Source organism: Streptomyces sp. NPDC001787 (assembly GCF_040297465.1).
Lineage (GTDB): Bacteria > Actinomycetota > Actinomycetes > Streptomycetales > Streptomycetaceae > Streptomyces.
In genome coordinates, this window is the sequence record NZ_JBEOZE010000042.1 from 17,077 (window position 1) to 41,922 (window position 24,846).

Genomic DNA, 24,846 nt, shown 5'->3' on the forward strand with positions numbered 1-24,846 from the left:
CGGGACCGGGACCGCGACCGGACCGCGACCGGGGCGAGGACAGGACCGGTCCCGGGAAGAGTGCGGTGGCGGGGTGGCGGACGGGCCGGTGGCCGGGGTGGCAGAAGGACCGGGGGCCGGGGCGGATGCGCGGGCTACTCCTGGGTGGCGCGTCCGTTCTGCCCGGCCGTCATGATGGCCTGGAGGATCACCGCCTGGATATCCGCCGGGTCGCTCACCTCGTACCCCCCGCCGCCGGTCACCTCCGCTATCGCGGAGACCTCTTCGCGGTCGGCGTCCGGACCCACCGCGATGGCGATGATCGGGACCGGACGCTGCGGGTCGGCGAGCTGCTTCAGCCGGTCGATGAGCGCACTGCGGGAGATTCCGTGGGCGTCCTGGTTGGAGCCGTCGGTGAGGATGACCAGTGAGTTGAACTTGCCCTTCACATACGACGACTGAGCCGCCTTGTACGAGGCCAGCGTGGTGTCGTACAGACCGGTCGCCCCGCCCGGTACCGGTTCGAGGCCCGCGAACGCCGCCGACAGTTCGTCCCGGTAGGTGCCGCCGCCCTTCACCGGGTCGCCCAGCCTGCCGGTGGGCATCAGCTCGCGGTAGTCCTTCTCGCCGTCCAGTGTCGTCGCGAACTCCCAGAGCCCGATCTCGTCCTCCGGTGTGAACTGGCCGAGAGCCTGGATCAGGGACGCCTTCGTGACGTCCATCCGGGACTGGCCGCGGCCCGGCACCGCGGTGGCCATCGAGCCGGACGTGTCGACCACCGTGGTCAGCCGCGCGCTCTGCACCGTGATGGTCCACATGCCGAGCGTCTCCTGGAGCGCCTGAGCGGTGGGCGCGTCGGCGGCGGCGTTGGCGTACGGCTGGGGCGTCCTGCCGCCCGCCGCCGTGACGACCGCTTCCCCGGCTGTCCCGTCCACGGACCGGAACCCGTGCCGGGTCAGGACGGCCCGCGATCCGCGGTCGTTCAGCAGGGTCATGAAGCGCAGGGCCGCCCGTGCTTCCTCGGTGCTCAGCTTCGGCTCGTCGACCAGGGTGTACGGGTAGTTGAGCAGGGGGCTGCCGTCCTTCGGGTAGAAGAGGTCGACCTTGCCCCCTCCGCCGGCCTCCGCGTTGTGGGCGAAAGCCGCCTGCTCGGAGAGCGGCACCGCCTGGTTGCGCTTCGGGTTGCCCTCCTCGGTCCCCGAACCGTCGCGCGCCAGGGTCTCCAGGACCTGGGTGTCGCCGTCGGACATCCGCTGCGCCAGCACCTTCGCGGTCTCGGCCACCCGGGTGTCGCTGTCCCCGCCCTGACTGCCGGACGAGGCCCCGATGCTGGTCAGGGCCAGCAGGCCGGTGGCGCTGCGGGCCGGGTCGGCCGCGCCGAGGCGTACCTTGTCCGACTCCACGGCCGAGGCGACCAGCTCCGCCCAGGAGTAGGTCTTCTGGGGCCAGCCCAGCTTCTCGGCGGCCGGCGGGACCATGGCCAGGGCCACGGGGGAGGAGGCCACTGAGTCGGACGGGGTGATCGGGATGCTCTCACCGACCCCCTTGGCCCGGTCCAGCCAGAGATCGGAGTCGGGCAGCCAGACCTGGAAGTCGAGGGACTCGTCGCCGGTGGCGAGCGCGTCGGCCACCTTGTAGGAGTCGCGTGCCACCACCTTCACGTCCAGGCAGCGGCCGTCGGATCTCACCTCGTCCTCACGGGCCTTGTCGGCGATGGCCCGCATGGCGGGGGCGATGTCGGGCGAGGCCGCCATCGACAGCTTCACGCTGGAGTCCTCGCAGGACTCGGAGAACGACAGTACGCCGCCCTGGACCGCGACAGCCGTTCCCGCCGCCACAGCGAGTACCAGCATGGTGGCGATGGCAACGGTGCGGCGGCGGCGCGGGGGAGGACCACCCCGGTGCTCTTCCGTCGCGAAGTCGTCGGGCAAGCTATGACGTCCCATGTCGGTGGTGCCCCTCCTTGAGGATGAACAAGGAAAAGGGGGACCGCACCACCGGCGTTGGTGGTTGTCCCCCGGCCTGTCGCGCATGATCTTCGTACCTGCATTCGAGACCCTAGCGGGACGGCGGGCGGGATGACATGCGATTGCACAACTAAAGGCGGGTGTACAGGTGGAGGCGGGGCGCGTGGCTGATTCTTTTCCCCAAGGCGCTGTTTCACAACGGATCCTGCGGTCCGAGACCGTACTGGTCCTGGCTCTCTCGCTGGGCGCCAGCGGGGTGTCTGCCCTGATCAGTTTTGTCGGATCGTTGACGAAACCAGGGGGTTTGAAGGATCAGGCCGCGACGCTCAACGGTTCGTACGCTCCTGGGCGGCCATGGCTGGATCTGGCATGGCAAATGTTCGGAATCGCAACGGCTCTGGTGCCGGTCGCCCTCGTGGCGCACCTGTTGATCAGGGAGGGCGCGGGGCTCCGGGTCATCGGATTCGACCGGACCGACCCGGGGCGCGACCTCGGGCGCGGCACGCTGGTCGCGGCGGGCATCGGCAGCGCCGGGCTGGCCTTCTACCTCGTGGCGCGGGCCACCGGGTTCAATCTCACCGTGGTGCCGGAGTCGCTGCCCGACGTGTGGTGGAAGTTCCCCGTACTGATCCTCTCCGCGGTGCAGAACTCCGTACTGGAGGAAGTGATCGTCGTCGGGTATCTGCTGCGCAGACTCGGGCAGTTGGGCTGGACGCCGATGGCCGCGCTGGTGGCGAGTTCGGTGCTGCGCGGCTCGTACCACCTGTACCAGGGCATCGGCGGCTTCATCGGCAACCTGGTGATGGGCGTCGTCTTCGTGCTGCTGTACCGGCGCTGGGGACGGGTCGGGCCGCTGGTCGTCGCGCACACGCTGCTCGACGTCGGGGCGTTCGTCGGATACGCGCTGCTCGCGGGGAAGGTGGACTGGCTGCCCACTCCGTGAAACGGGTCGGCCGGGGCGAGGGCCGGCCGGTGGGGCTGGTGCCGAAGGGGGCGTACGGGTAACCCGTACGCCCCCTTCGGCGTCAAAGGCGCTGGGCGGGGCCGAGCCGTCGCGACGGGACCCGGGCAGGGCGACCGGTGTTTGCCAGGCGATAGTTTCCGATATATCGTTGACGCATCGCGACAGATCAACGATGGAGGGAGCGTAGCGATGCGTTCACATGGACACGAGCATGGGCACGGACATGGGCACTGCGGGCCCGGTCATCAGGGTCGGGGCGACTTCGAGGGGCGGCGGGCGGCCTTCGGGCAGTTCGGGCCGCCGTTCGGCGGTGGTCCCTTCGGCGGTGGCCCCTTCGGGGGCGGGCGCGGCCGGGGTGGCGGCAGGGGCCGGGCGAGGCGCGGTGACGTACGTGCGTCGATCCTGGCCCTGCTGAAGGACCGGCCGATGCACGGGTACGAGATGATCCAGGAGATCGGCGAGCGCAGCGGCGGGGCCTGGCGGCCCAGCCCGGGTTCGGTCTACCCGACCCTCCAGCTGCTGGAGGACGAAGGGCTGATCGTCAGCGCGAGCGAGGGCGGCAAGAAGCTGTTCACGCTCACCGACTCCGGGCGCGGTGAGGCCGAAACCGGCCCGGACGCGCCGTGGGAGGAGGCCGGGCGCGGCGTCGACTGGGAGAGCGTGAACGAGATCCGGCAGGCCGGCTTCGGTCTGATGGAGGCGTTCGGGCAGGTCTGGAAGACGGGTTCGGCCGACCAGCGGCAGAAGGCGCTGTCCGTCATCAACGACGCCCGCAAGAAGCTCTACCTGATCCTTGCCGACGAGCACTGACGCCGACGGTCACCGGCGTCGGTGAGCTGCTCGGTACGAAGGGCCCCGCGGCCGGTCCGCGAGGCCCTTCCGGCTGCCGCGGCCGGATGCTCTTGGCGAGTCGGCGGGCCGCTCGGCCCGGTGGCGCGGCGGCACGGCGGCACGGGGGTGTCGGTGCCGCGGTGGCCGCGGCTCCTATGCCGTGACGAGACCGCCGAGTTTGCGCAGCGACTCGTGCAGCGCCGCCGTCGCCGAGTCCTTGAGCTTGCCCGCCATCATCGATACCGCGGCCCCGGTGAACTCCCCGTCGATGCGCATCATGGTGGCATCCCCGTCCGGCGTCAGGGAGTAGCGCATGGACAGGTTGACGCCCATCGGGCCCTTGCCCGTGGTGGTCAGCAGCCTGCCGGACTCCAGTGCGGCCACCGTCCAGATCACCTCGGCGGGGAAGCCCATGAGCTTCAGGTTCTCCTCGTAGGTGGCCGCGAGCTCCAGCACGGCGGGGCCGCCCTTGGGGAAGCTGGTGTGGGTGGCGTTCCACGCGCCGTAGGTGGTGAAGTCCGTGAGCTGTGCCCAGACCTTCTCGGCGGGTGCTTCGATACGCGCCTCGGCGCTGACTTCGGCCATGCGGTCACCCCTGGATCGTCGGGTTGCGGTGTCGCGGAACGTAGCGGCAGTGGCGAGAACATTCAATACTGATGAACTGTCAGATCTGCTGGGTCTGCCGGTTCCGCCAGATGACCGCCGCGTCGAACCGGTCCGAAGCGCGCGGATGCGGGCCCTCGTCGTGGCAGTGGAACGCGGCCCAGAAGAGATCGGCGGGCAGCGCGTCGTCCGGTGCGTACACCCGGTACACGTACTCCAGTCCGTCCAGCGCCGGCAGGGCGACCATCCAGAACACCTCCGACGTACTCCTTCCGGATGCTGTGAACTTGCTGTTGCGTGAGGGACGTACGGGAAGGGCCCCCCGGTTGCCCGGGGCGCGAGGGCCGGGGCCGCTCCGGTTCCGCGGGCCGGGACCGTGCGCTCCGTTCGGATCGGTTGCGTGCCGTGGGACATCTCATCCGCAAGGATGAGGGCCTGATCCGGTGTGCCCAACTTGGGTGGGATGTGTATATGGGCCCCTCCGGGGATGCTCCGGCACTCCGGGACTGATGGGGTAGAGGTGTGCAAAACCGGACGCCGCGGATACCCGAACAGCCCGCACCGAACCGTGCCGACCTCGACGCCAGATTCTCCGTGGAACTGGCGTCGGTGGTGACCGGCGCGCGCAGACGGGCCCTGCGCGACGGTGACCGTCAGATCGACACGGCCCATCTCCTGCACTCCCTCATCGAGTCGGACCCCACGGTCCGTGACGCCTTCGACGGAGGTCCGCGGCTGGCCAAGGTGCTTGGCTACCTCGTCCAGCGCAGCATCGGGTACGGGCTCCGCTGGCAGGGCTCGGTCGAGGACTCCGGCGCGGTCCCGGTGGTCCGGGACACGGAGGTGGAGGGCTGGTCGCCCTCGGCGGTGACCGCCATGGAGGAGGCCCGGCGCCGCGCCGCGCTCCGCGGCGAACCTCGGCCCGGCGGCCTCGACCTCCTGGCCGCCCTGGCCGCCGACAAGGAGTGCCGGGCCGTGGAGGTGCTGGCCCGCGCGGGCGTGGACGCCGCCTGGCTGGCGGACCGCGCGGCGGAGCTGACCGCCGAGGCGTCGCCGCAGGTGTGAGCCGGGAGGCGGCGGCCGGCGTGGGCCACACCTCTCGACAGGTGCGACAGTGATGACGCTGCTGATCGCAGCTGTCATGATGTGCCGATGCACGCGTCTCAGGGGAGAAGCGCCGGCCTGGGACTGGCCCTCGTCTCGGCTTTCGCTTTCGGTGGTTCAGGGGTGGCGGCCAAACCGCTGATCGAGGCGGGTCTCGATCCGCTGCACGTGGTCTGGCTCCGCGTGGCGGGCGCCGCGCTCATCATGCTGCCGGTCGCCTGGCGGCACCGGAACCTGGTGCGTGAACGTCCCGCGCTGCTGGCCGGGTTCGGACTGTTCGCCGTCGCCGGTGTGCAGGCCTGCTACTTCGCGGCGATCTCCCGTATCCCCGTCGGCGTGGCGCTCCTCGTCGAATATCTCGCCCCCGCGCTGGTGCTCGGCTGGGTCCGCTTCGTACGGCGCAGGCCGGTCACCCGGGCCGCCGCGCTCGGTGTGGTCCTCGCGGTCGGGGGGCTGGCCTGTGTCGTCGAGGTGTGGTCCGGGCTCAGCTTCGACGCCGTGGGGCTGCTGCTCGCGCTCGGTGCCGCCTGCTGCCAGGTCGGCTACTTCGTCCTGTCGGACCCGAGCGGTCAGGATTCCGGGGGCGACGGCGAGGAGAGCACCCCGCCGCCGCATCCGGTCGGGGTCATCTCGTACGGACTGCTGACCGGTGCCGCCGTCCTCACCGTGGTCGCCCGGCCCTGGGGCATGGACTGGGCCGTTCTCGGCCGGAGCGCCGAGATGAACGGCGACGCCGTTCCCGCCTGGCTGTTGCTCGGCTGGATCGTGCTGCTCGCCACCGTGTTCGCCTATGTCACCGGGGTGATCTCGGTGCGGCTGCTCTCCCCGCAGGTGGCGGGGGTCGTCGCCTGTCTGGAAGCGGTCATCGCGACCGTCCTCGCCTGGGTGCTGCTCGGTGAGCATCTCTCCGCGCCGCAGCTCATCGGCGGCTCCGTCGTCCTGATCGGCGCGTTCATCGCGCAGTCCTCGGCTCCGAAGCCCCCCTCGGGGCCGGTGGCCTCGGGACCGGTCCCGTGCGGCGTCGCGGCCGGGGAGGAGCTGTCGGTGGAGCGCACGTCGCCGTAGTGTGCCGATCGCGCGGCCGGTGCGGCGGCGTGCCGGTGTGCCACGGGGCGTCCGGTGTGCCGGTGCGGACGGTCAGTGCGCGGACAGGTAGTCCGGCACCGCGATGGCCGGGTCGAGGTCGTGTGCCGGGACCGGTGCGCCGTACCCGCGGGTGAGCGGGACGACGCCCGCCCAGTGGGGCAGCCCGACGTCGGCCGGTTCGTCGTTGGGGCCACCGGTGCGGATCTTCGCGGAGACCTCGTCCAGGTCGAGCCGGATCACCGCCGTCGCGGCCAGCTCCTTGGCGTCGGCGGGCCGTGTGTCCGAGGATCTGCCCGGGACGGCCTGTTCGACGATGGCGTCCAGTGCGATGCGCCGCTCCTCGGGGTCGGTCACCGCGACCGCGACCCCGTGCACCACCACGGAGCGGTAGTTCATCGAGTGGTGGAAGGCGGACCGGGCCAGTACCAGAGCGTCGACATGGGTGACGGTGAGACAGACCGGCAGGCCCGGGTCCGACGCGCCGGCCGCCCGCAGTGGCCGGGAGCCGGTCGATCCGTGGACGTAGAGACGTTCTCCGACCCGCCCGAACAGGGTCGGCAGCACGACCGGTGCCCCGTCGCGCACGAAGCCCAGGTGGCAGAGGTATGCCGCGTCGAGTATGGAGTGGACCAGTTTCCGGTCGTAGGAGGCACGGTCCCTGCTCCGGGTGGGAACGGTGCGCTCGGTGGGCACATAGGGGGCGACGGGGTCCGGCCCCGTACTGTCGGGCGTCGCGGTGTCCGGCATGGCCTGCGTCCTCCATTGCACTAGTGCATAATGGTATTTGTGCTAGGAGAGTATCGGATCAGTGGGCGGCGTGCATCGGAAATCGCCGCGAGTGTGGAGCGTGGGGTCGGTTCGGGTGACCTCGCGCCCGGCCAGGTGCTGCCCCCGATGAGGGAGCTGGCGGCGACGCTGGAGGTGAACCCGAACACCGTTGCGGCCGCCTACCGGACGTTGCGCGAGCGCGGGGTGATCGAGACGGCGGGGCGCCGGGGGAGCCGGGTGCGGGCCCGCCCCGCCAGTACGGCACGGGGCTCGCTGCGGATCGAGGCGCCGCCCGGTGTCACGGACCTGGGCGAGGGCAACCCCGACACGGCCCTGCTGCCGGATCTCGGGGAGGCGTTCGCCGCGGCGGTGACCGCCCACGAGCGGCGGCCCGGTCTGTACGGGGAGGCGCCGGTGGTCGCGGAGTTCGCCGCGTTCGCGCGGGCGGCGATGGATGCCGACGGGGTGCCGGCGGGCCCGCTGGCCGTCACCTCCGGGGCCCTGGACGCGATCGAGCGGGTGCTGTCCGCGCACCTCCGGGCCGGCGACACGGTCGCGGTCGAGGACCCGGGGTGGGGCAGTCTGCTCGATCTCGTACCGGCGCTCGGTATGCGCGCGGTCCCGGTGGGCGTCGACGACGAGGGGCCGCTGCCCGCGGACGTGGAACGCGCCCTGCGGGCGGGTGCCCGCGCGCTCATCGTCACCGACCGGGCGCAGAACCCGATGGGGGCCGCGCTGACCGCACAGCGTGCCCGCGAGCTGCGCGCCGTACTCGCCCGCCACCGGGGAGTCCTGCTGATCGAGGACGACCACGGGCACGCCATCGTCGAACAGCCGCTGCACCCGCTCGCCGGTGTCACCGACCACTGGGCCTTCGTCAGGTCCACGGCGAAGGCGTACGGGCCGGATCTGCGGGTCGCCGTGCTCACCGGCGACACGGTGACGGTCGACCGGGTGGTGGGGCGGCTCGGACTGGGACCCGGCTGGGTCAGCCGACTGCTCCAACGGGCCGTCCTGCACCTGTGGACCTCGGGTGCCGTCGACCCGGCGGCGGTCGCCAGGTCGTACGCGGAGCGGCGGGTCGCGCTCGTCAAGGCGCTGGAGGCGCGGGGCGTGGTGGCGCACGGCCGCAGCGGGATGAACGTATGGGTGCCGGTGAGCGACGAGACCGGGGCCGTGACCCGGCTGCTGGGCGCGGGGTGGGCGGTGGCTCCGGGGGCGCGGTTCAGGATGGCCGCCCCGCAGGGGGTGCGGCTCACCGTGTCGGCACTGACCGTCGCGGACATCGAGCCGCTGGCGGACGCGGTGGCGGAGGCGGCGGGGCCGGCGCGGCCGATCAGCTACGGGTGAGGGGGGCCTGCCGGGCGTACGGACCGATCGGGCGGATCGGGGTGCTGCCCGGCCCGCTCGTGCTGCCCGGCCGGCCGGGGGAGCGGCCGGGCCCGGACGGCGCGTGGCCGGTCACGGTCGGTCCGCGGGCGGGGGAGCCGCCGGTACGGTACGGCTCTGGGTGAGGAACGCCCCGGCGAGGACGATCACGGCGCCCACCGGAGTGTTCCAGCTCAACTGCTCACCGAGCAGGGCGACCCCGGCCGCCGTGGCGATGACCGGGATGAAGTACGTGACCATCTGGGCGGTCGTCGGGCCGACCTCCTCCACCAGGCCGTACTGGAGCAGCACCGCCAGACCCGTCCCCAGAGCGCCCAGTGCGACGACGGCGAGTGTCGGCAGCAGGGGGAAGGTGTCCGGCGCGGAGGTGAACAGCGGGGTCACCAGGGTCAGTTGCAGCGTACCGATGAAGAGCTGACTGCCGGTCAGCGCCAGCGTGGACGAGCCCGTCCCGGCCAGTGTCCGGCGGACGTAGATCCAGCCGATGGGGTAGCTGAGGGAGGCCAGCAGCGCCATCGCCGTACCGCTGAGGTCCAGCCCGGAGAATCCCTGCCAGGCGCCGAGCACGGTCAGGACGCCGAGGAAGCCGAGGCCGAGGCCCGCGACACGGCGGCGGGTGGGCCGGTCCTCGGACAGCGCGACGATGGAGAGCGCCATGCCCCACAGCGGAGAGGTCGCGTTGCAGATTCCGGCGAGCGTGGACGGAATGGTGGTTTCGGCATAGGCGAAGAGCGAGAACGGCAGGGCGTTCAGGAAGAAGGCGGCGACGGTGAGATGACCCCAGGTCCGCAGCGAGCGCGGCACCCGCTCGCGGCGCACCGCCATGGCGATGGCGAGTACCGCCGTACCGGACAGCAGGCGGCCGAAGGTGACCTGGAACGGGGCGAAGGCGTCGGTCCCCACCTTGATGAGCAGAAAGCTGAAGCCCCAGATGAGCGAGAGCGCCCCGAACCGGATCCGCCAGTCCGCCGCCGGCCGGCGTCCCCGTTCGCTCGTTCCCGGGTGCCGGGCGAGAGGGGGCGCCGATGCGGCTGCGGCTGCGGCAGCGGACGGGGGCGCGGACACCGGGGCGCCGGCGCGCGGTGCCCGGTGCGCGGCCGATCGGGCCGCCGGTTCGGAGGGGGCGCTCATGAGGGAAACGATGACGAGATCAACCACGTAGGACAAGTGAAAATTTCTGGTGCTGTTCCCGTAGCATCGCTTACATGTTGAACTTGGAGCGCCTTCGTACGCTGGACGCCCTCGCCCGGCACGGCTCGGTCAGCGGGGCGGCCGGCGGCCTGCATGTCACCACCTCGGCGGTCTCCCAGCAGATGGCCAAGCTGGAGCGCGAGGTGGGACAGCGGCTCCTCGCCAGGAACGGCCGCGGCGTCCGGCTCACCGACGCGGGGCGCCTCCTCGCGGATCACGCCGCGCGGATCCTGTCCCAGGTGGAGCTGGCCCAGTCCGACATCGAGGCCCAGCGGGGCGAGGTGGTGGGTGAGGTCGAGATCGCCGCCTTCCCGACCGCGGCGCGCGGACTGTTCCCCGCGGCGCTGGGCTCCCTGCGTGCGGATCATCCCGAACTGAAGGTCCGTACGCGGGAACTGGAGCCCGAGCAGGGCGTTCTGGCGGTGCTGCGCGGCGATGTCGACCTGGCCGTCGTGCTCGAATGGAGCAACAAGCGGCTGCCCGTGCCCGGCGGGCTGACCAGGTCCGAACTCCTCGACGACGCACCCGACATCGCCATGCCCGCCTCCCACCCGCTCGCGGACCGTACGGAGGTGGCCCTGGCGGACTTCGCCGAGGACGAATGGGTGTCCTGGCCCGCGGGTGAATTCTGTTACGAGTGGCTGATGTTCACCCTGCGGTCCGAAGGAATCGAGCCCCGCATCTCCCATCTGGCAGGTGAGCACCACACCCAACTCGCCCTGGTGGCAGCAGGTTTCGGTGTCTGTGTGGCGCCACGTCTGGGACGCGGTCCGGTGCCGGACGGGGTGCGGCTGGTGCCCGTGCGGCAGACGATGCGCCGGCATGTCCACGCGATGTGGCGGACGGACGCCGACCGGCGCCCCTCCGTCAGGGCGGCGGTCGAGGCGCTGCGCGGCGCGGGCCGCGCGGTGGCGGCTTCCGGCGCGGGTCTCAGGTGAGACCGGCCAGCTTGCGGAAGTCCCAGGACGTGACCGTTTCCGGGGTGAGCCGCAGCCAGGCGTGCCGCCCGTCGTGCGGCATGGTCTCCATCCCGAAGTACTTCGGGGGGAACAGCCGTTCCGGCACCTCCAGTTCGGGGCGGGCCTCGCCGGTCCGGGGTGCCTCGCCGATGAACTCCGCCTCGCCGGACAGCTCCACGCCCCGCAGATCCCCGTACTCCACTCCGTCGTCGACGACCACGGCGATCCTCGGGTCCTGACGGAGCTGTGCCCAGCGCAGGCTGCGGGTGAGGGAGTACAGCCAGAGTGAGGTGCCGTCCCAGACGAACCAGAGGGCACCGATGTGCGGCCGTCCGTCCGATCCGAGGGTGGCGACCCGGCAGGTGCGCTGTTCGGTCAGATAGGCGTCCCGTTCGCCGTCGGTCATCATGATCCGGCGGCCTCGTCGCTGAGTGTCGGCCATGGAGTGCCCCTCCCGATGTCTGACTATGTGTCAGGAAGCATGGTTGCTCTTCCCTCGTCGCGCAATGGCCGTTAGCCTCGCGCGCCCGGTCCGCCCGCGGAAGTCCGTGCCCTTCGCCGGGCCGGACGACAGCCAGGAGGAGAGGCACTGTGCCGTCCAAGGAATCACCGGAGCGGCTCGCCGCTCTGCTCGACCCCGCCACCACCGTGCTGCTGACCGTCGAATGCCAGCAGGGTGTCGTGGGCCGCGACAGCGCCCTGCCCGAACTCGCCCGTGCGGCCCGGTCCTCCGGAGCCCTCGGCAATGTGGCCCGGCTGGTCGACGCGGCCCATGAAGCCGGGGTCCAGGTGGTGCACGCGGTCGCCGAACGCCGCCCCGACGGCCGCGGCGCGAACCACAACGCCCGGCTCTTCCGGGCCGCCGCCCGGCTGCCGGTCCAGCAGCACACCGGCAGTACGGCGGTACGGGTCGCCGAGCCCATCGTCGTGGCCGGGGAGGACCTCGTCGTACGGCGGCTGCACGGCCTGTCCCCCCTCGCCGGTACCGAAGTGGACGCCCTGCTCCGCAACATGGGCTGCCGGACGCTGGTCGTCACCGGGGTGTCGGCCAATGTCGCCATTCCCAATGCCGTGTTCGACGCCGTGAACCTCGGCTACACGGCGGTCGTCCCGTCGGACGCCATCGCCGGAGTGCCCATGGAGTACACCCCCGCGATGATCCGCAACACCCTCGCGCTGGTCGCCACCGTCGTCACCGCCGAGGACACGATCGCCTGCTGGAGGCGCGGGGTCGGCGCACATACCCGTCGGGATTCCCGGTCCGCCGCTGTACGACGCCCGGCGTCCGCGCCGGATCGGCCTTGAGCATGCGCCGGATGGCGAAAACGGCCGAGGGCCGCTTCCGTATTGAGGGCTGTCCCGTCATCCCCGGTGGGCGGCGGTTCACTGCGGTTCTGGAACTGGGCGGAACGGAATCGGGTTCGCGCAGTCGATGAAACGGCCTTCGGCCCTGCGGCCCGACAGCTCCACGCGAGAGGGCGTAGCTGTGGAGTTCGCTTTCATGATTTCCGCTGTCCTCGTCGTGGGCGGCGCTGCCCATATCATTCATCTCTTTCGCCGCGACCACAGGATTCGGTCGCAGGGGGGGCGGGATGTTCGGGCCCTGGTGGAGGGCGTTCGCCTGGTCGGAACGAATGACAGTGGGGCTGCCATCGTAAAGTACCGGCTTTCGTGGTACGAGGACGACGCCATGAAGTATGTGGAAGGCGGGGATACCGTCTCCGCCTTCCATTCGTCAATGGTGCAGAAAGGCTGCGCTCCCCGGCACCTGCGATACTCCGCGGATGCTCCCCGGGGCCGCTGTCGCAGGCGCGGCGGCAAAAGGATGTTCCGCAGGAAGGCGAGGAGCATGGTGAGCGGCATCGCCCCGGCCATCTCCCGAACCGGTGTGATCGTCCACGCCTCCCGCGGCATGCCGCGATCACCGGAAGGCCGCCGGATCCGCGCCTCTGTCCGATCCGGACATTCCAAGATCGGTTGAGATACGGCTTTAAATGGCTCATCGGCGGGGAAACCCAAGGGTTCCGGTCCGGCCTGGCGCGCTACCGGCACGTCTGCGGCTCGGTGGAGGAAGCCCTGTGAGTTCCCCATCAAATACGCCGGTCGGCCTCATTGGGCAACCGTGACAGTCATTTTTGCGACAGGTCACCGCAAGGCGTTTGAAAACGACGGGAGCCGGGGTGTCGAACCCTCTCCAGTCCTTAAACAGAGGCCATCTTGTTCGTATTGGTAGTGGCCGGTACGCTCTGAGGCAATTGCCGCCACGCCGCCGAGTGGGTTGCTGCGCCCGGCCAAGAGAATGTCTTGATTCACCTCGCCCCGTATGGCTCGTCATGGCTCTACGTGCGGGCAGTATGGGCGCGACCGCGTGACGTCTGCTTGTCGCCTTGCCGTTGACTGTATCGGACGATAGGGGTTGCTGATGCGAAAGATGAACTCGGCAGAGACTCGTGTATCCGAAGTTCTGACGTGGCAGGAGAGTATCGCTCAACACATCGAGAACCTCACGCACATGGCAGGTCATCTCGCGGCCGACGAAGTCGACCTGTTCCTGTCCGCCATCCGTGACTGCCGCGGGTTAATCGTCTTCACCGGGGTCGGACAGAACTCATTACTGGCGGACAAGGTGGCGTCGACATACGGTTCCCTGTCGATGCGCAGCACCAGTATCGACTCCGTCGCGCTGCTCCACGGGAATCTCGGAATGCTGCGGGAGGGAGACCTCTTGATACTGCTCTCCAACAGCGGTGAGACTCCAGAACTGCTGCACCTGGTGGAATCCTGCAAGAAAATCGGGCACACCGACATCCTGGTGGTGCACTCCACCCCGGGCTGCACCCTGGAGCGGATGTGCGCGCGGTCCGTTCACGTCCCGACGGTCGGGGAGGCCGACCATCTCGACATGGTGCCGACCGCCTCGTCGTGCTGCTTCCTGGCTTTCCTCCAGGCCGTCGCCATTCAGATAGCGGGCGAACAGGGTCTCACCGCCGACGACTTCGTCGCCACGCATCCGGGCGGCAGCATCGGAAGCACTGTCCTGGAGCACCGGTCATGAAGCTGACCGATGCCCGGTATGTGATCGTCCAGGCCGGAGGCCGCGGCACCCGGCTGGAACACCACACCGCCAACAAGCCCAAGTGTCTGCTGTCCATCGACGGCGAGCCGCTGCTGTACCGACTGTTCCGGCAGCTGCCCGGCGCGCACTTCATCGTGATAGCCGATACACACATCGAGGCCCTCACCGCGTACTTGGCCACTGTTCCCCCCTCGGTCCAGGTCACGGTGGTGCCCACCAGCGGTACGGGCAGCCTGGCCGGGATGCGCGAGGCGATCGCGCTGACAGTGGGACCGGAAGACGCGGGCGTTGCGGATGATGCGGGCGCGGCCGGCGAGAAGGACGAGGCCGGCGCGCCCACTCTGCTCCTCTGGTGCGACCTCTTCTTCGACGAGGGGCTTCCGGACACCGAGCTGGGTGAGCTGCCGGACGGTCTGGTGATCGTCGGGACCGGGGACGGGCTCCGTTGCCGGTGGAGCATCGACGACACGGGCAGGCCGGTCGAGATCAGCTCCGAGCAGCGGGGAATCGCGGGCGTGTTCTTCTTCCCGGATTCCGCCGCGGTCCAAGACCTGCCCGGAAGCGGTGAGTTCGTCGGGTCGCTGCGCGCATCGCGAACAGCGCTGCGACCGCTGGTGATCCCCGGGATCCGGGAGTTCGGGACGGTGTCGGCCGTACGGGAGTACCTGAAGGAGCGAAAGACGACGCGCTTCTTCAACTCTGTGGAGTTTCGTTCCGACAAGGTCGTCAAGACGGCCCGGTTGCAGGAGTTCGAGCATCTCATCCAGGCCGAGAGCGACTGGTACGAGTACGTCGGCGGCCTCGGCTTCGCCGGCATTCCCAGGATGCTGTCCAGGTCGCCGCTCACTCTCGACCGCGTTCCCGGGCACAACCCGTTCGATCTCACGGCGGATGCCGCGCGACGGTCCACCGTCACGGAACGGATCATGGAGTCCCTGGACCAGCTGCATCGACACCGCTCCGTGCCCGCCGATCCGGCAGCCGTCCATGAGATGTACTACACCAAGACGCTCGACCGGCTGCGCAGGATAGAGCGTCTGATCCCGAACGCCGACGCGGCGACCTTGATCGTCAACGGCCGCCACTGCCGCAACCCGCTCCACCCGGCGAACGAAGAGTGGTTCCGGGCCAGGGTGGAGTCCGTCGGGACGGTCCCGTTCGCGCTCGTACACGGCGACCCCACGTTCTCCAACATGCTCGTCACCGGCGAGGACGCGGTATGGCTGATCGATCCGCGGGGCACCTTCGGCGGCATCTCCTACTACGGGGATCCGCGGTACGACTGGGCGAAGCTGCTGTACTCGGCAGAGGGGAACTACGACCAGTTCAATCGCGGTGATTTCCTTCTGCGGGTCGACGGGGCGACCGTGAGTCTCACGATCGCGTCGAACGGCTGGGAGGACCAGGCCAAAGCGATACGCGAGCGGGTCGCGGACGACGAGCCGGCCGTGGACGTGATTCACGCGCTCATCTGGCTGTCGCTCAGCGGCTATGTGCTGAACGACTTCGACTCCGTACTCGGAGCCTTCTACAACGGCATCCACCACCTGGAAGCGACCGAGCGCGCCGACCGCTGAGGCACCGCGCGGACCCGGCCGGGTGGGCCGTCGCCGACACGACGGCCCACCCGGCCGGCGTCATCGTCCGTCCAGCACGCCTTCCAGCCACTCCTGCGTCCTCGTCGCCGCCGCTGTCGCCTCTTCCCCGGTCCGGAACGGACTGGACGCTTCGGCGGCGCCCGTCACACCCATGTCCGCCACCGAGCACCATTCCCACCAGGACAGGTGGGAGAAGCGGTAGTTACCGTCCGGGTAGAGGACGTACTGCGGCAGCTCCGGGCGGCTGAAGCCCACGAGATCCACGAAGCCGCTGCGTACGGAGACCGAGGCGTCCGACATCGTGGCCACCGCCACGGCGTCGGCCAGCGGCAAGTCACCCACGGCGGAGCACAGCCGGTGACGGATGACCGGCTCGGGCGAGTTGTCGAAGACGCGCACCCCACGATCCACGCACCACTGGGCGACATCGCGGCAGTACTCCTGGTGCCATGGGCCGAGACGGAAACTGAACGTCTGCCGGGTCATGAAGACGGCAGGGCCGCCGTGCGCCGCACGGAAGGTCTTCGCCCGTCGCGCGGCCTGTGACGGCAGCGTGAGCCGCGGCATGAGCCGGACGCCCTCCTCGACGCCGCACAGCCGGTTCTGCAGCTCGAGCATGGTGTGCCGGGCGGACAGCGCGTCGCACCATGCGCTGGGCTGGCAGAGGAAGAGCACGTCCATGTTCGGTGTCAGCGCGCGGGCGATGCGTATCTCGTCCCGGTACGACTGCTCTCCCGGGGTGAGCGGGCAGAGCTCCGCGTCGTAGGCGAGGGCCGCGCTGTAGTCCGGATTGAATTCCGCTGCCGCCAGGTACTTCGGGTGGGTGATCAGTGTCATCCGGGCATCGGGGAACAGGGCCCGGAAATGACGTGTGACGCTGGCGTTGACGGCGATGTCCCCGAGGGAGTCGGGGATGAGGAACGTGATGTCCGAGGGGTGTTTCCGGTCGCCGAATCCATGGATGGTGCGCCGGATGCCCAGCTGGTACAGGAGGTACTGGGCCCGGCGACGGAGCGGCATGCGAATCCTGCGGGATGCCATCGAATCCTTTCGGACAGCGCTCATCGGGAGAGGGGACAGCGGGGCCGGCCGAGGTCACACGATCGCCGCGGCGGTCTGGGCCGCCAGGGCGATCATGGTCAGCGTCGGATTGGCGGCGCCGGGCGCGGGGAACGTGGCGGGACCTGCCACGAAGAGGCCGTCGGCCCAGGGCGCCCGTCCGCCCGGCGCGAGGTGAGCGCCGAGCGCGATGGTGCCCGCCTCGTGATCGGAATGACCCAGGGGGTTCACGTAGCGCACCGCGCGGCCGGTGGCCTGCGCCCGGTCCACCGCGGTGTAGAGGTCGGGCGGCCCGTCGGCCGGAACGCGTTCCTCGGGCAGGGAGAGGGCTTCGAGCAGTCCCCGGGCGTACTGGTCGCGGCGCTCCATCGCGGACGAGTCGAGATTCCGCAGCCCCGCCTCGACGCGGGCCGACCACACCTCTTCCTCGGGGACGAAGAGGATCGAGTCCAGGAACGGCTCCTCCTGCTGGGCGAGCCACCACAGGTCGAGCACGGGCTCGGGCTGCCGCGCGGTGTGGATGTCCACGAACAGATTCCCCCGCAGCCGCGCGTCGTGATCGGCCCAGAGGAACGCCCTCTCCGGCGCGACCCAGTCACGTCGCAGGGCCGCCGGCAGCGGAGCGATGAAGCCGTGGGGCAAGTGGTCGTTGAGGCCGGGCCACCGCGTCACCCGGTATCCGGTGTGAGCCAGTGCCTGCGCGTACAGCCGTGTGTTCTCAAGCGTCCCGGACGCCAGCACGACGGCTCCCGCCGAAATCCGCCGGGTGCCGCCGTCCGGGAGACGGAACTTCGCGCCGTTGATCCGGCCGTCCTCGCGGACCAGCAGCCTCATGGCCTGGAGACCCTGGACGATCAGCGGCAAGGGCGCCGACCGGTACCGCGCAATTCCTTCGCCCCGCCAGGAAAGCAGTGGCGAATAAGCCGTCCACTCGCGACTTTCAGCCGTGTAATGGCTACTTCCGGCCTGCGGGGCGATATTCAGTCCACCTTCGGGCCAGTATCGGTTGAGAGCATCGCGCAGGGCCACGTCCGACTTGTTCTGTGGGGCGTCCAGAGGTTCTCCGCGCCACGATTCCAGATCGGCGAGTGCGGTGGCGTACGAGCCGGGTCCTGTGCCCAGAAGTCCGGCCGCCACTTCGTATGGCCAGCGTTGCCCGAGTAAGTGCGAATCGACAGGCAGGACCACTCCGTACCAGCCGCGGGAGCGCCCTCCAAGGGCATTGGAGATGCCAGGGATCGGCGAGTAGTGGATGGAGGAGGATTCCCACTTCGCGGGTGCCGCGGGGCGTGCCGACCTGCTCGGCGTACGGCTTTCGTGGTCGAAACTCTCGAAGGTCCCGTGATCAGCCACGACGACCCGTTCCACTCCGTGAAAGGCCAGCTCAAGGGCCGTACTGAGACCGCTGGTGCCGGCTCCGATCACCAGCACGTCACACGTTTGATCCTGGTAGTCCGAAGCGGGAGTGATACTGGCGCGTCGCATGGCTGACTGACTCCAAACTTGGTCGAGCCGAAAGCGTGATCCTTCAAAGCGCCCATCGTAGGAGCGTGTTGGGTATCGCGCCATGGTGACGTTCCGAATCACATTGGGCACGGCTCCGGCAGTCGGCCGGCACGCTCATCCCTTGTGCACTCTTGCGCGCTGCGCCGACCGTCCGGTTCACTCATCTCCTGCAGGCCGATCCAAGCACGGCGATCCGTGGTGTGTGTCGGCTCGGGGGCGGTATCTCGCCAAGCGTGCTGAGGCCGCTGCCATTCCCCGATCTCTCGCCGGTCGACTGGCCGGAATCAGGAATGGCGGTGTCGCGAATCGATACGAATGGCTTGCTGCCGTGAGGGGTAGAGGCGAATGACCGGCGCGCGGGAGGAGACGGGTGAGTCCTGGAAAACCGCACACGACACTGCGCCTGAGCGCGCTGCCGAAACTCTTCATGATTGATCTTGACGGAGTGGTTCTCCGCCACAATGGACACCTCGTCGACAACGATGCCCTGCTACCGGGAGCCGAGCGGTTCTGGCAGCACATCAGACCGCAGGATGTCGTCGTTGTTCTGACGTCCAGGCCCGAGAGCTGGCGCGAGCAGTCGCTTTCCCTGCTGGCCGCCAACAACCTGCGGGTGGACTCCGCGATATTCGGCCTGCCGCCGGGCGAGAGAGTGGTGATCAACGACCGCAAGCCGTCGGGAATGTCGACGGCCTTCGGTGTGAATATCGACCGTGACGACGGCCTGGCAGGCATCGACGTCGTCATCGACAATTCGCTGTGACGGGAATGGGAGTCCGAGGAACGTGGCTATCATCGAAGTCGCCGGGCTGGTCAAGGAATTCCGTAGCCCCAAGCGCTTCTCGGGCCCTCTGGGTGGCGTACGGACGCTGCTGACAAGGCAGTACATGAGCAAGCTCGCGGTCGACGGCGTCGATTTCTCCGTAGAGGAGGGTGAAATCGTTGCCTACCTCGGGCCGAACGGCGCCGGCAAGTCGACCACGATCAAGATCCTCACCGGAATCCTGCAGCCCACGGCGGGGCAGGTGCACGTAGCGGGACTGGTCCCGTGGCGCCACCGGCAGCGCAACGCCCTCAACATCGGTGTGGTGTTCGGTCAGCGAAGCCAACTGTGGTGGGATCTGCCGTTGCTCGATTCACTCGAACTGATCGGCAAGCTCTACGGCATGGAGCGCTCACGCCACACGGAGAACATCGCGCGGTTCACCGAGGTACTCGATCTCGGTCCATTTCTCCAGACCCCGGTCCGTCAGCTGTCGCTGGGTCAGCGCATGCGGGGCGATCTCGCGGCGGCCATGCTGCACGAGCCGACGCTTCTGTACCTCGACGAGCCGACCATCGGGCTCGACGTGGTGGCCAAGACACGGATCAGGGACTTCATCGGCGTGCTCAACCGCGACGAGGGCACCACGGTGATCCTCACCACCCACGACCTGGACGACGTCGAACGGCTCTGTTCGCGCATCATCCTCATCGACGGCGGAAAGGTGCTCTACGACGGTGATGTCGACGCCCTGAAGTCCGACTACGCCCGGCACCGGCAGCTCGTCGTGCAACTGGACGGAGAACCCCGGTGGCACGGGGCCTTCCTGGCAGGTCTGCAAGGAGATCCCGAAGTGAGCCTCACCGACCCGGGCACGCTCGTGCTCCGCTTCGATCCCGAACGGACCGCGGTGTCGGACCTGATCGGCGCCGTCATGGCGGGATGCCCGGTCAGGGACCTGTCCATCGTCGAGCCGGCGCTCGAGGACGTCATCCACCGCATCTACTCGGCGTCGAGCGTGTCGTGAGCACAGCTGTGCACACACTGACGTTGCGGCAGCGGACGGCCGCGTACGCGGCCATCTGCCGGTCACAGGCCCGAGTCCGTCTGGTCTACCGCAGTAACTTCCTGTTCGGGCTGGCCGGGCTCCTCGTCCAGGTGTACCTGCTCAGGGTGGTGTGGACGGCGGTGCTGCCGGAGTCCGGTGCCGTCGCCGCCGGGGGACGGCAGATCACCCTCGGCACGCAGATCGCGTACGTGACTCTCGCGGCGGTGCAGTACTGGCTGCTGAACCCCTGGAGCTTCGATCAGCTCGCCGACCGGATTCGTGACGGCAAGGTCGCCGTCGACCTCGCCCGGCCGGTCCACTTCGTCGGGCAGTTGTTCTTCGGGCAGATCGGCAGCACGTTCGTGGTCGCCCCCTTCGTGATCGCGGCGCTCCCGTTCGCCGTACTCGCCGGCGGTGCGCAGCCCCCGGCTTCGCGCGGAGCCGCCCTCGCCTATCTGCTGAGCCTGTTCCTGGCTTCCCTGATCACTCTGCTGCTCTCGTCGATCGTCAGCATGGTGGCCTTCTGGACACTGGAGATATCCGGCATCTTCATGATCTACCGCATGGTTTCCCAGTTCCTCGCCGGAACCCTCGTCCCGTTGTGGTTCATGCCGGACTGGCTGGCCACACTGGCCCAGTGGCTGCCGTTCCAGTCCACCACCTTCACACCGGTCGCGATCTATCTGGGCCAGCTCGGCGACGGCGGCGACGTGCTCCGGTCCATCGGCGTGCAGTTCTGCTGGCTGGTGGCTCTATGGGCAGCCCTGCTCCTCATATGGTCACGGGCCTTGCACCGGATCGTCATCCAGGGGGGCTGAGCATGCCGGATGCGCGAACGTCCCCGTCGTACACCGCCATGGCGAACCGCCGGACCGGCCGGGCCGGGGCCGCCAAGGTCGCGCCGATTCCGTGGTGGAGGTCCTATTTCCTGCTGATGCGGGCGTCCTACCGGTCCCAGATGCAGTATCGCGGCAATTTCCTGCTCACGCTCCTGGGCGGTGTGCTTTTCCAGACGGTCGGCCTGCTCTTCGTATGGATCATCGTGAGCAGATTCGGATCGGTCGGGGGCTGGTCCATGGCACAGATAGCGTTTCTCTACGGCATGCGCCTGGTCTCCCATGGACTGTGGATGGTGCCGTGTACGCAACTGTGGTCACTGGACACGACGCTCAGGAACGGAGAGTTCGACCGCTATCTCGTGCGGCCTTGCGGTCCATTGCTGCAAATATTCACCCGCCGGGCCTATCTGGCCACACTGGGGGACCTGATCGGCGGAGTCGTCATTCTTGTGGCTGCCGCATCACGGCTCTCCGTGGAATGGTCGTTCTTTTCCATCGGCTACATGCTGCTCGCCCTCGTCGGCGGCGCGATGGTCGAGGGATCGTTCCAGCTGGCAGCTGCGGCGATGTCGTTCCGCGCACTCTCGAACCAGTCGCTTCGAAACCTCGTCGACGAGATCTTCAATACCTTCGGCGGCTATCCGGTCCACATCTTCCCCAGGATGACGCAGTGGATCCTCACCTTTGCTCTGCCGCTGGCCTTCGTGGCCTACTTCCCGGCCGCCCTGATGATCGGCCGGACCGAATCATTGCCGGGGCCGGTCTGGCTCGCCTACATGGCCCCGCTGGCAGGATTTCTTCTCCTGTCGATCGCGTACCAAATATGGCGCAGACAGATCCGGTACTACTCCAGCAGTGGAAGCTGACCCATGGAGATATTCATCCCTTGATAATCCGGGGCCGCCTCGGTAGGGTGAAAAAAAGAACGAGTTCTACCTGAAGTCGAGCAAGTTTTTGGCATTCCCTGCCCGGGGTGCCCGCATGGTTTGTCTCCCGATGTGATGCATCAGTGTCTATTGAGAGGTGAGGTCACGTCATGAATGGAGCCCTGATCGGCTTCGGAGTGATTGCGATGGGTCATCTTGCGGCCTATGCGACGGATCCTTTCATGGATATCGTCGCCATCGTCGATCCGAGCTCCACCAGGAGGGAAGCCGCGCAGGCGGCCGGATTGCGTACCTACAGCTCCTATGAGGAATGCCTGCGGACGGAGCAGCTCGACTTCATCGACATCTGCACGCCGCCGACGAGCCACGCCGAGTATATGAACCGGGCGATGGACGACGGGCTGGACGTCCTGTGCGAGAAGCCCGTTTTCCTGGCCGGCGAACCCGGGTTCGAAGATCTGATCAACCGCATCGCCCGAACATCGAGCACCGTCTATCCCATACACAACTATAAATTCGCGCCCGTCGTGCGCCGGATGCTTGAGATATCGAAGGATCCATCCTTCGGCGAGGTGGTTTCGGCGCACTTCAGGACGACGCGCATCGGTCATGCGCGAGGCGCGGAGGGATGGTATCCGGATTGGCGCAGGGACACGCGTCACTCCGCGGGCGGAATTCTTCGTGACCATGGTCCGCACAGTCTGTATATGGCCGAAATGCTGACCGGGGCGTTACCCAGGTCGGTCTCCTGTTTAGCGGGCACCCTCGGCAGCACCGCATACGGCGGCACCGAGGACACGGCACTGGTCCGGATCAAATGCGATCGGGCCGTGGAGGTGCTGCTCGACCTCACCTGGGCGGCGAAGGAACGCTCCACCAGGTACTCCTTGACGGGGACCGGCGGCAGTCTCAGCGTGGAGAACGACCGGCTCACCATCCTCGGCGGCGGCCGGGCCGGCACGGAGGACATTCCTTCCGACTTCGATGACCCCAGCCATACCTCGTGGTTCTCCCGGGTTCTCGATGACTTCCGGCTCACCCGTGCCTCCGAAGCGCGGCGGGAGCTCCTCGTCGAGGAGGCCCGCCGGAACGCGCTGCTGATCGACGCGGCCTACCGTTCGAGCGCGAACGACGGTGAATGGGTGGACCTGCCCGGACTCGCTCCGGAGGACACCCCCCGGCCCGCCCCCGCGGCCGCGGGGGGTGAGCGCATATGACGGGCGGGCGCTACGCGCGGGACGACCAGTGGGCGGCACGCGCCAGGAAGGTCGACGCGCGCGCTCACAGCAGGGCGGACATCATGGCCCCCACGGACGACGGGACCACGACGTATCCGCGGTACATGAAGCGGGCGCGGGGCGCCTACATCTGGGACACCGACGGCAATCGGTACATCGACTACCAGCTCGGCTACGGGCCGGTGATCCTGGGACACGCCGATCCCCGGGTCAATGAGGCGGCCACCCGGGCCCTCGCGGGCGGCCAGTGCATGGCTCCGCTCTGGTCCACCGAGCAGGTCGTTCTGTGCGAGCGGCTGTGCGAGATCATTCCCGGCGGCGAGAAGGTGTACCTCTTCAAGACGGGGTCCGACGCCACCTCCTCCGCGGTGCGCCTGGCGCGGATCCACACCGGGCGTGAGGGCGTGCTGCGCTGGGGCTACAACGGCTGGCACGACTGGGCCGTGGAGTCTCCGGCCGGCATCCCGGCCGCCGTGCGGCAGACCTCCGAGATCTTCGACTACCACGACCTCGCCGATCTGGACCGGCGGTTGACGCAGGGCGGGGGGTCCGTGGCCTGTGTGGTGACCATGCCCTTCGGTGACCACACCACCTCCGCCGAGCACTTGCTCCGGCTGCGCGAGATCGTCCACCGGCACGGTGCGCTCCTGGTCCTGGACGAGATGCGCTCGGGATTCCGCATGGGTCTCGGCGGCGCGCAGGAGTACTTCGGCGTGCGTGCGGACCTGGCGACGTACAGCAAGGCGATGGCCAATGGATTCGCCATATCGGCGCTCGTCGGCCGGGCCGACGTCATGGCCGGCTTCGCGGAGACCCGTATCTCGTCCACGTTCTTCGCCAGTCCGGTGGAGATGGCGGCGGCCCTGGAGACCATCCGAGTGCTGGAGGAGACCGACGCGCTGGAGCGCGTCTGGGCCAACGGGGCGCGGCTGATGGACGGTCTTGAGGAGATCGTCAAGGGATCGGGGCTGCCCGCGACCGTCGTGGGCTACGCGCCCATGCCCTTTCTGGAGTTCGACACTCCGGCCGTGGAGGCGGGGGTCCGGCCCGCGTTCTTCCGGGAAGTCATCAGGCAGGGAGTGCTGTTCCACCCCCAGCACCAGTGGTTCGTGTCGGCGGCTCACACGGAGGCGGACATCGACCGGACCCTTGAGGTGTGCCGACGGGCGGTGAAGGCGGCGCTATGACCGGGGACCACGGCCGGAGGGCGCCGGAGGAACGCGAAAGCGGTGCGGCTGCGAGGACGGGCTCGCGCGGAGCGGGCCTCGTCGGGGTACTGATGGAGGCCGCGTCGGCCGTCGGGCGGGCCGTCGGCGCGCTCAGCGCCGCCGACCGCCGGCTGGCGGCCGACGGGCACCGGGACCAGTACGCGGTGGACGTGCTGGCGGATCGGGCGGCGCGGGCCGTGCTGACGGCTCATGGACTGGGTGTCTTCTCCGAGGAGTCCGGTACGGACTTCCCCGAGCGGCCGCTCAAAGTGGTGCTCGACCCGGTGGACGGCAGCGCCAACTGCGCTGCCGGCAAAGGGCCCTATGGCCCCAGCCTGTGTGTGGTCGATGAACACGGACCGCTGGCCGCGGTCGTCCATGAACTCCGGTCGGGTGCGTGGTTCAGCGCCGTCCGCGGCCAGGGAGCGGTCCACGACGGGCGGGCGCTGTCCGGATCCGCGTCGCCCCGCATCGGAGCGGTCGCTGTCGGAGACCAGGGCTCCGCCCCGTGTCCCGGCGCCACAGCCGTCTTCTCCGGGGCGTCGGCACACGACCTGTGCCGGGTGGCGCAGGGCGCGGTGGACGCGTACGTCGACGAGATCAATACCCAGGCGGTCTGGGACTACCTGGCCGCGTCGCTCATCATCACCGAGGCCGGTGGGGTCATCGCGGACCGGTCGGGAGCGGCACTGTGGTCGCCGGACGATCTCTACGCACGTCACAGGATCGCCGCGGCATCCTCTCCGGAGTTGTGGGAGCGGTTCGCCCCCTTCATCTGAGCCG

Annotated in this window: 25 protein-coding genes and 1 pseudogene; 17 read left to right on the plus strand and 9 right to left on the minus strand. The window is 69.0% G+C overall.

From position 1 onward, the window contains the following. Window positions 1–134: 134 nt before the first annotated feature. Window positions 135–1,925 (minus strand): substrate-binding and VWA domain-containing protein, encoded by a 1,791-nt coding sequence (locus tag ABT170_RS36325; protein WP_351874693.1) that lies wholly within the window; start codon window positions 1,923–1,925, stop codon window positions 135–137. 184 nt (window positions 1,926–2,109) lie between these two features. On the opposite strand from ABT170_RS36325, the gene ABT170_RS36330 reads away from it, so the two are divergent. Both ABT170_RS36330 and ABT170_RS36335 read left to right on the plus strand, forming a co-directional pair. Beyond that, window positions 2,110–2,889: a CPBP family intramembrane glutamic endopeptidase gene (locus tag ABT170_RS36330; RefSeq protein WP_329941684.1), complete on the plus strand. Its 780-nt coding sequence runs from the start codon at window positions 2,110–2,112 to the stop codon at window positions 2,887–2,889. A 210-nt stretch (window positions 2,890–3,099) separates the two neighbouring features. Then, entirely contained in the window at window positions 3,100–3,720 is a 621-nt protein-coding gene (locus ABT170_RS36335) for a PadR family transcriptional regulator (RefSeq protein WP_351874696.1), read from the plus strand. Between the two features lie 174 nt (window positions 3,721–3,894). Here ABT170_RS36335 and ABT170_RS36340 read toward each other — a convergent pair whose 3' ends face one another. Both ABT170_RS36340 and ABT170_RS36345 read right to left on the minus strand, forming a co-directional pair. Further along, window positions 3,895–4,326 (minus strand): type II toxin-antitoxin system Rv0910 family toxin, encoded by a 432-nt coding sequence (locus ABT170_RS36340; RefSeq protein ID WP_329941682.1) that lies wholly within the window; start codon window positions 4,324–4,326, stop codon window positions 3,895–3,897. 79 nt (window positions 4,327–4,405) lie between these two features. Then, complete coding sequence (locus ABT170_RS36345) at window positions 4,406–4,600, minus strand: hypothetical protein (RefSeq protein WP_329941681.1); 195 nt, start codon at window positions 4,598–4,600, stop codon at window positions 4,406–4,408. Between the two features lie 266 nt (window positions 4,601–4,866). Here ABT170_RS36345 and ABT170_RS36350 point away from each other — a divergent pair, with 266 nt between their 5' ends. Both ABT170_RS36350 and ABT170_RS36355 read left to right on the plus strand, forming a co-directional pair. Next, window positions 4,867–5,409, plus strand: a complete 543-nt coding sequence (locus ABT170_RS36350; protein ID WP_351874700.1) for a Clp protease N-terminal domain-containing protein — start codon at window positions 4,867–4,869, stop codon at window positions 5,407–5,409. Between the two features lie 87 nt (window positions 5,410–5,496). Further along, on the plus strand, window positions 5,497–6,513 hold the full coding sequence (locus ABT170_RS36355; RefSeq protein WP_329941679.1) for an EamA family transporter: 1,017 nt from the start codon (window positions 5,497–5,499) through the stop codon (window positions 6,511–6,513). Between the two features lie 72 nt (window positions 6,514–6,585). Here the strand turns inward: ABT170_RS36355 and ABT170_RS36360 are convergent, their stop codons facing one another. Next, on the minus strand, window positions 6,586–7,281 hold the full coding sequence (locus ABT170_RS36360) for a pyridoxamine 5'-phosphate oxidase family protein (RefSeq protein ID WP_329941678.1): 696 nt from the start codon (window positions 7,279–7,281) through the stop codon (window positions 6,586–6,588). Window positions 7,282–7,320: 39 nt separating this feature from the next. Here ABT170_RS36360 and ABT170_RS36365 point away from each other — a divergent pair, with 39 nt between their 5' ends. Beyond that, window positions 7,321–8,652, plus strand: a complete 1,332-nt coding sequence (locus ABT170_RS36365; RefSeq protein WP_351874704.1) for an aminotransferase class I/II-fold pyridoxal phosphate-dependent enzyme — start codon at window positions 7,321–7,323, stop codon at window positions 8,650–8,652. Between the two features lie 111 nt (window positions 8,653–8,763). Here the strand turns inward: ABT170_RS36365 and ABT170_RS36370 are convergent, their stop codons facing one another. Then, window positions 8,764–9,822, minus strand: coding sequence for a DMT family transporter (locus ABT170_RS36370; protein ID WP_502970619.1), 1,059 nt, complete (start codon window positions 9,820–9,822; stop codon window positions 8,764–8,766). A gap of 74 nt (window positions 9,823–9,896) precedes the next feature. Between ABT170_RS36370 and ABT170_RS36375 the strand changes: the two genes are divergently transcribed. After that, on the plus strand, window positions 9,897–10,820 hold the full coding sequence (locus tag ABT170_RS36375; RefSeq protein ID WP_329941675.1) for a LysR family transcriptional regulator: 924 nt from the start codon (window positions 9,897–9,899) through the stop codon (window positions 10,818–10,820). Here the strand turns inward: ABT170_RS36375 and ABT170_RS36380 are convergent. Next, the gene (locus tag ABT170_RS36380; RefSeq protein ID WP_351874711.1) at window positions 10,813–11,283 is read right to left on the minus strand and encodes a pyridoxamine 5'-phosphate oxidase family protein; all 471 of its coding nucleotides are present in this window, start codon (window positions 11,281–11,283) and stop codon (window positions 10,813–10,815) included. The two genes, ABT170_RS36375 and ABT170_RS36380, sit on opposite strands and share 8 nt — an antisense overlap. A 149-nt stretch (window positions 11,284–11,432) precedes the next feature. Here ABT170_RS36380 and ABT170_RS36385 point away from each other — a divergent pair, with 149 nt between their 5' ends. From ABT170_RS36385 to ABT170_RS36400, 4 genes are all read left to right on the plus strand, one after another. After that, window positions 11,433–12,146, plus strand: a complete 714-nt coding sequence (locus tag ABT170_RS36385) for a cysteine hydrolase family protein (protein WP_351874714.1) — start codon at window positions 11,433–11,435, stop codon at window positions 12,144–12,146. Between the two features lie 196 nt (window positions 12,147–12,342). Then, a complete protein-coding gene (locus ABT170_RS36390; RefSeq protein WP_351874717.1) occupies window positions 12,343–12,822 on the plus strand; it encodes a hypothetical protein in 480 nt (159 codons plus the stop codon). Window positions 12,823–13,353: 531 nt separating this feature from the next. After that, window positions 13,354–13,896, plus strand: coding sequence for an SIS domain-containing protein (locus ABT170_RS36395; protein WP_329941671.1), 543 nt, complete (start codon window positions 13,354–13,356; stop codon window positions 13,894–13,896). Beyond that, on the plus strand, window positions 13,893–15,494 hold the full coding sequence (locus tag ABT170_RS36400) for an NTP transferase domain-containing protein (protein ID WP_351874721.1): 1,602 nt from the start codon (window positions 13,893–13,895) through the stop codon (window positions 15,492–15,494). Before ABT170_RS36395 ends, ABT170_RS36400 begins: the two co-directional genes overlap by 4 nt. A gap of 60 nt (window positions 15,495–15,554) precedes the next feature. On the opposite strand, the gene ABT170_RS36405 is transcribed toward ABT170_RS36400, so the two are convergent. The 3 genes and pseudogenes from ABT170_RS36405 to ABT170_RS36415 all read right to left on the minus strand — a co-directional run. Next, entirely contained in the window at window positions 15,555–16,535 is a 981-nt protein-coding gene (locus ABT170_RS36405) for a glycosyltransferase family 9 protein (protein ID WP_351874724.1), read from the minus strand. Window positions 16,536–16,610: 75 nt separating this feature from the next. Further along, entirely contained in the window at window positions 16,611–17,408 is a 798-nt protein-coding gene (locus ABT170_RS36410) for a GMC oxidoreductase (protein WP_351874789.1), read from the minus strand. A gap of 513 nt (window positions 17,409–17,921) precedes the next feature. After that, window positions 17,922–18,143, minus strand: a pseudogene (locus ABT170_RS36415) (FAD-dependent monooxygenase); the annotation flags it as partial. A 307-nt stretch (window positions 18,144–18,450) separates the two neighbouring features. Here ABT170_RS36415 and ABT170_RS36420 point away from each other — a divergent pair. The 7 genes from ABT170_RS36420 (at window position 18,451) to ABT170_RS36450 (ending at window position 24,842) form a co-directional block, all read left to right on the plus strand. Continuing rightward, window positions 18,451–18,843: a hypothetical protein gene (locus ABT170_RS36420; RefSeq protein WP_329941667.1), complete on the plus strand. Its 393-nt coding sequence runs from the start codon at window positions 18,451–18,453 to the stop codon at window positions 18,841–18,843. 22 nt (window positions 18,844–18,865) lie between these two features. Continuing rightward, window positions 18,866–19,870: an ABC transporter ATP-binding protein gene (locus ABT170_RS36425; RefSeq protein ID WP_329941666.1), complete on the plus strand. Its 1,005-nt coding sequence runs from the start codon at window positions 18,866–18,868 to the stop codon at window positions 19,868–19,870. Then, entirely contained in the window at window positions 19,867–20,709 is an 843-nt protein-coding gene (locus tag ABT170_RS36430; RefSeq protein WP_329941665.1) for an ABC transporter permease, read from the plus strand. The genes ABT170_RS36425 and ABT170_RS36430 overlap by 4 nt, the downstream gene beginning before the upstream one ends. Before the next feature lie 2 nt (window positions 20,710–20,711). Continuing rightward, window positions 20,712–21,596, plus strand: coding sequence for an ABC transporter permease (locus ABT170_RS36435; protein WP_351874729.1), 885 nt, complete (start codon window positions 20,712–20,714; stop codon window positions 21,594–21,596). Between the two features lie 170 nt (window positions 21,597–21,766). Then, window positions 21,767–22,834 (plus strand): Gfo/Idh/MocA family protein, encoded by a 1,068-nt coding sequence (locus tag ABT170_RS36440; RefSeq protein ID WP_351874732.1) that lies wholly within the window; start codon window positions 21,767–21,769, stop codon window positions 22,832–22,834. Then, window positions 22,831–24,042: an aspartate aminotransferase family protein gene (locus ABT170_RS36445; RefSeq protein ID WP_351874735.1), complete on the plus strand. Its 1,212-nt coding sequence runs from the start codon at window positions 22,831–22,833 to the stop codon at window positions 24,040–24,042. Before ABT170_RS36440 ends, ABT170_RS36445 begins: the two co-directional genes overlap by 4 nt. Continuing rightward, on the plus strand, window positions 24,039–24,842 hold the full coding sequence (locus ABT170_RS36450) for an inositol monophosphatase family protein (protein WP_351874738.1): 804 nt from the start codon (window positions 24,039–24,041) through the stop codon (window positions 24,840–24,842). Before ABT170_RS36445 ends, ABT170_RS36450 begins: the two co-directional genes overlap by 4 nt. The last annotated feature ends 4 nt before the right edge of the window (window positions 24,843–24,846 follow it).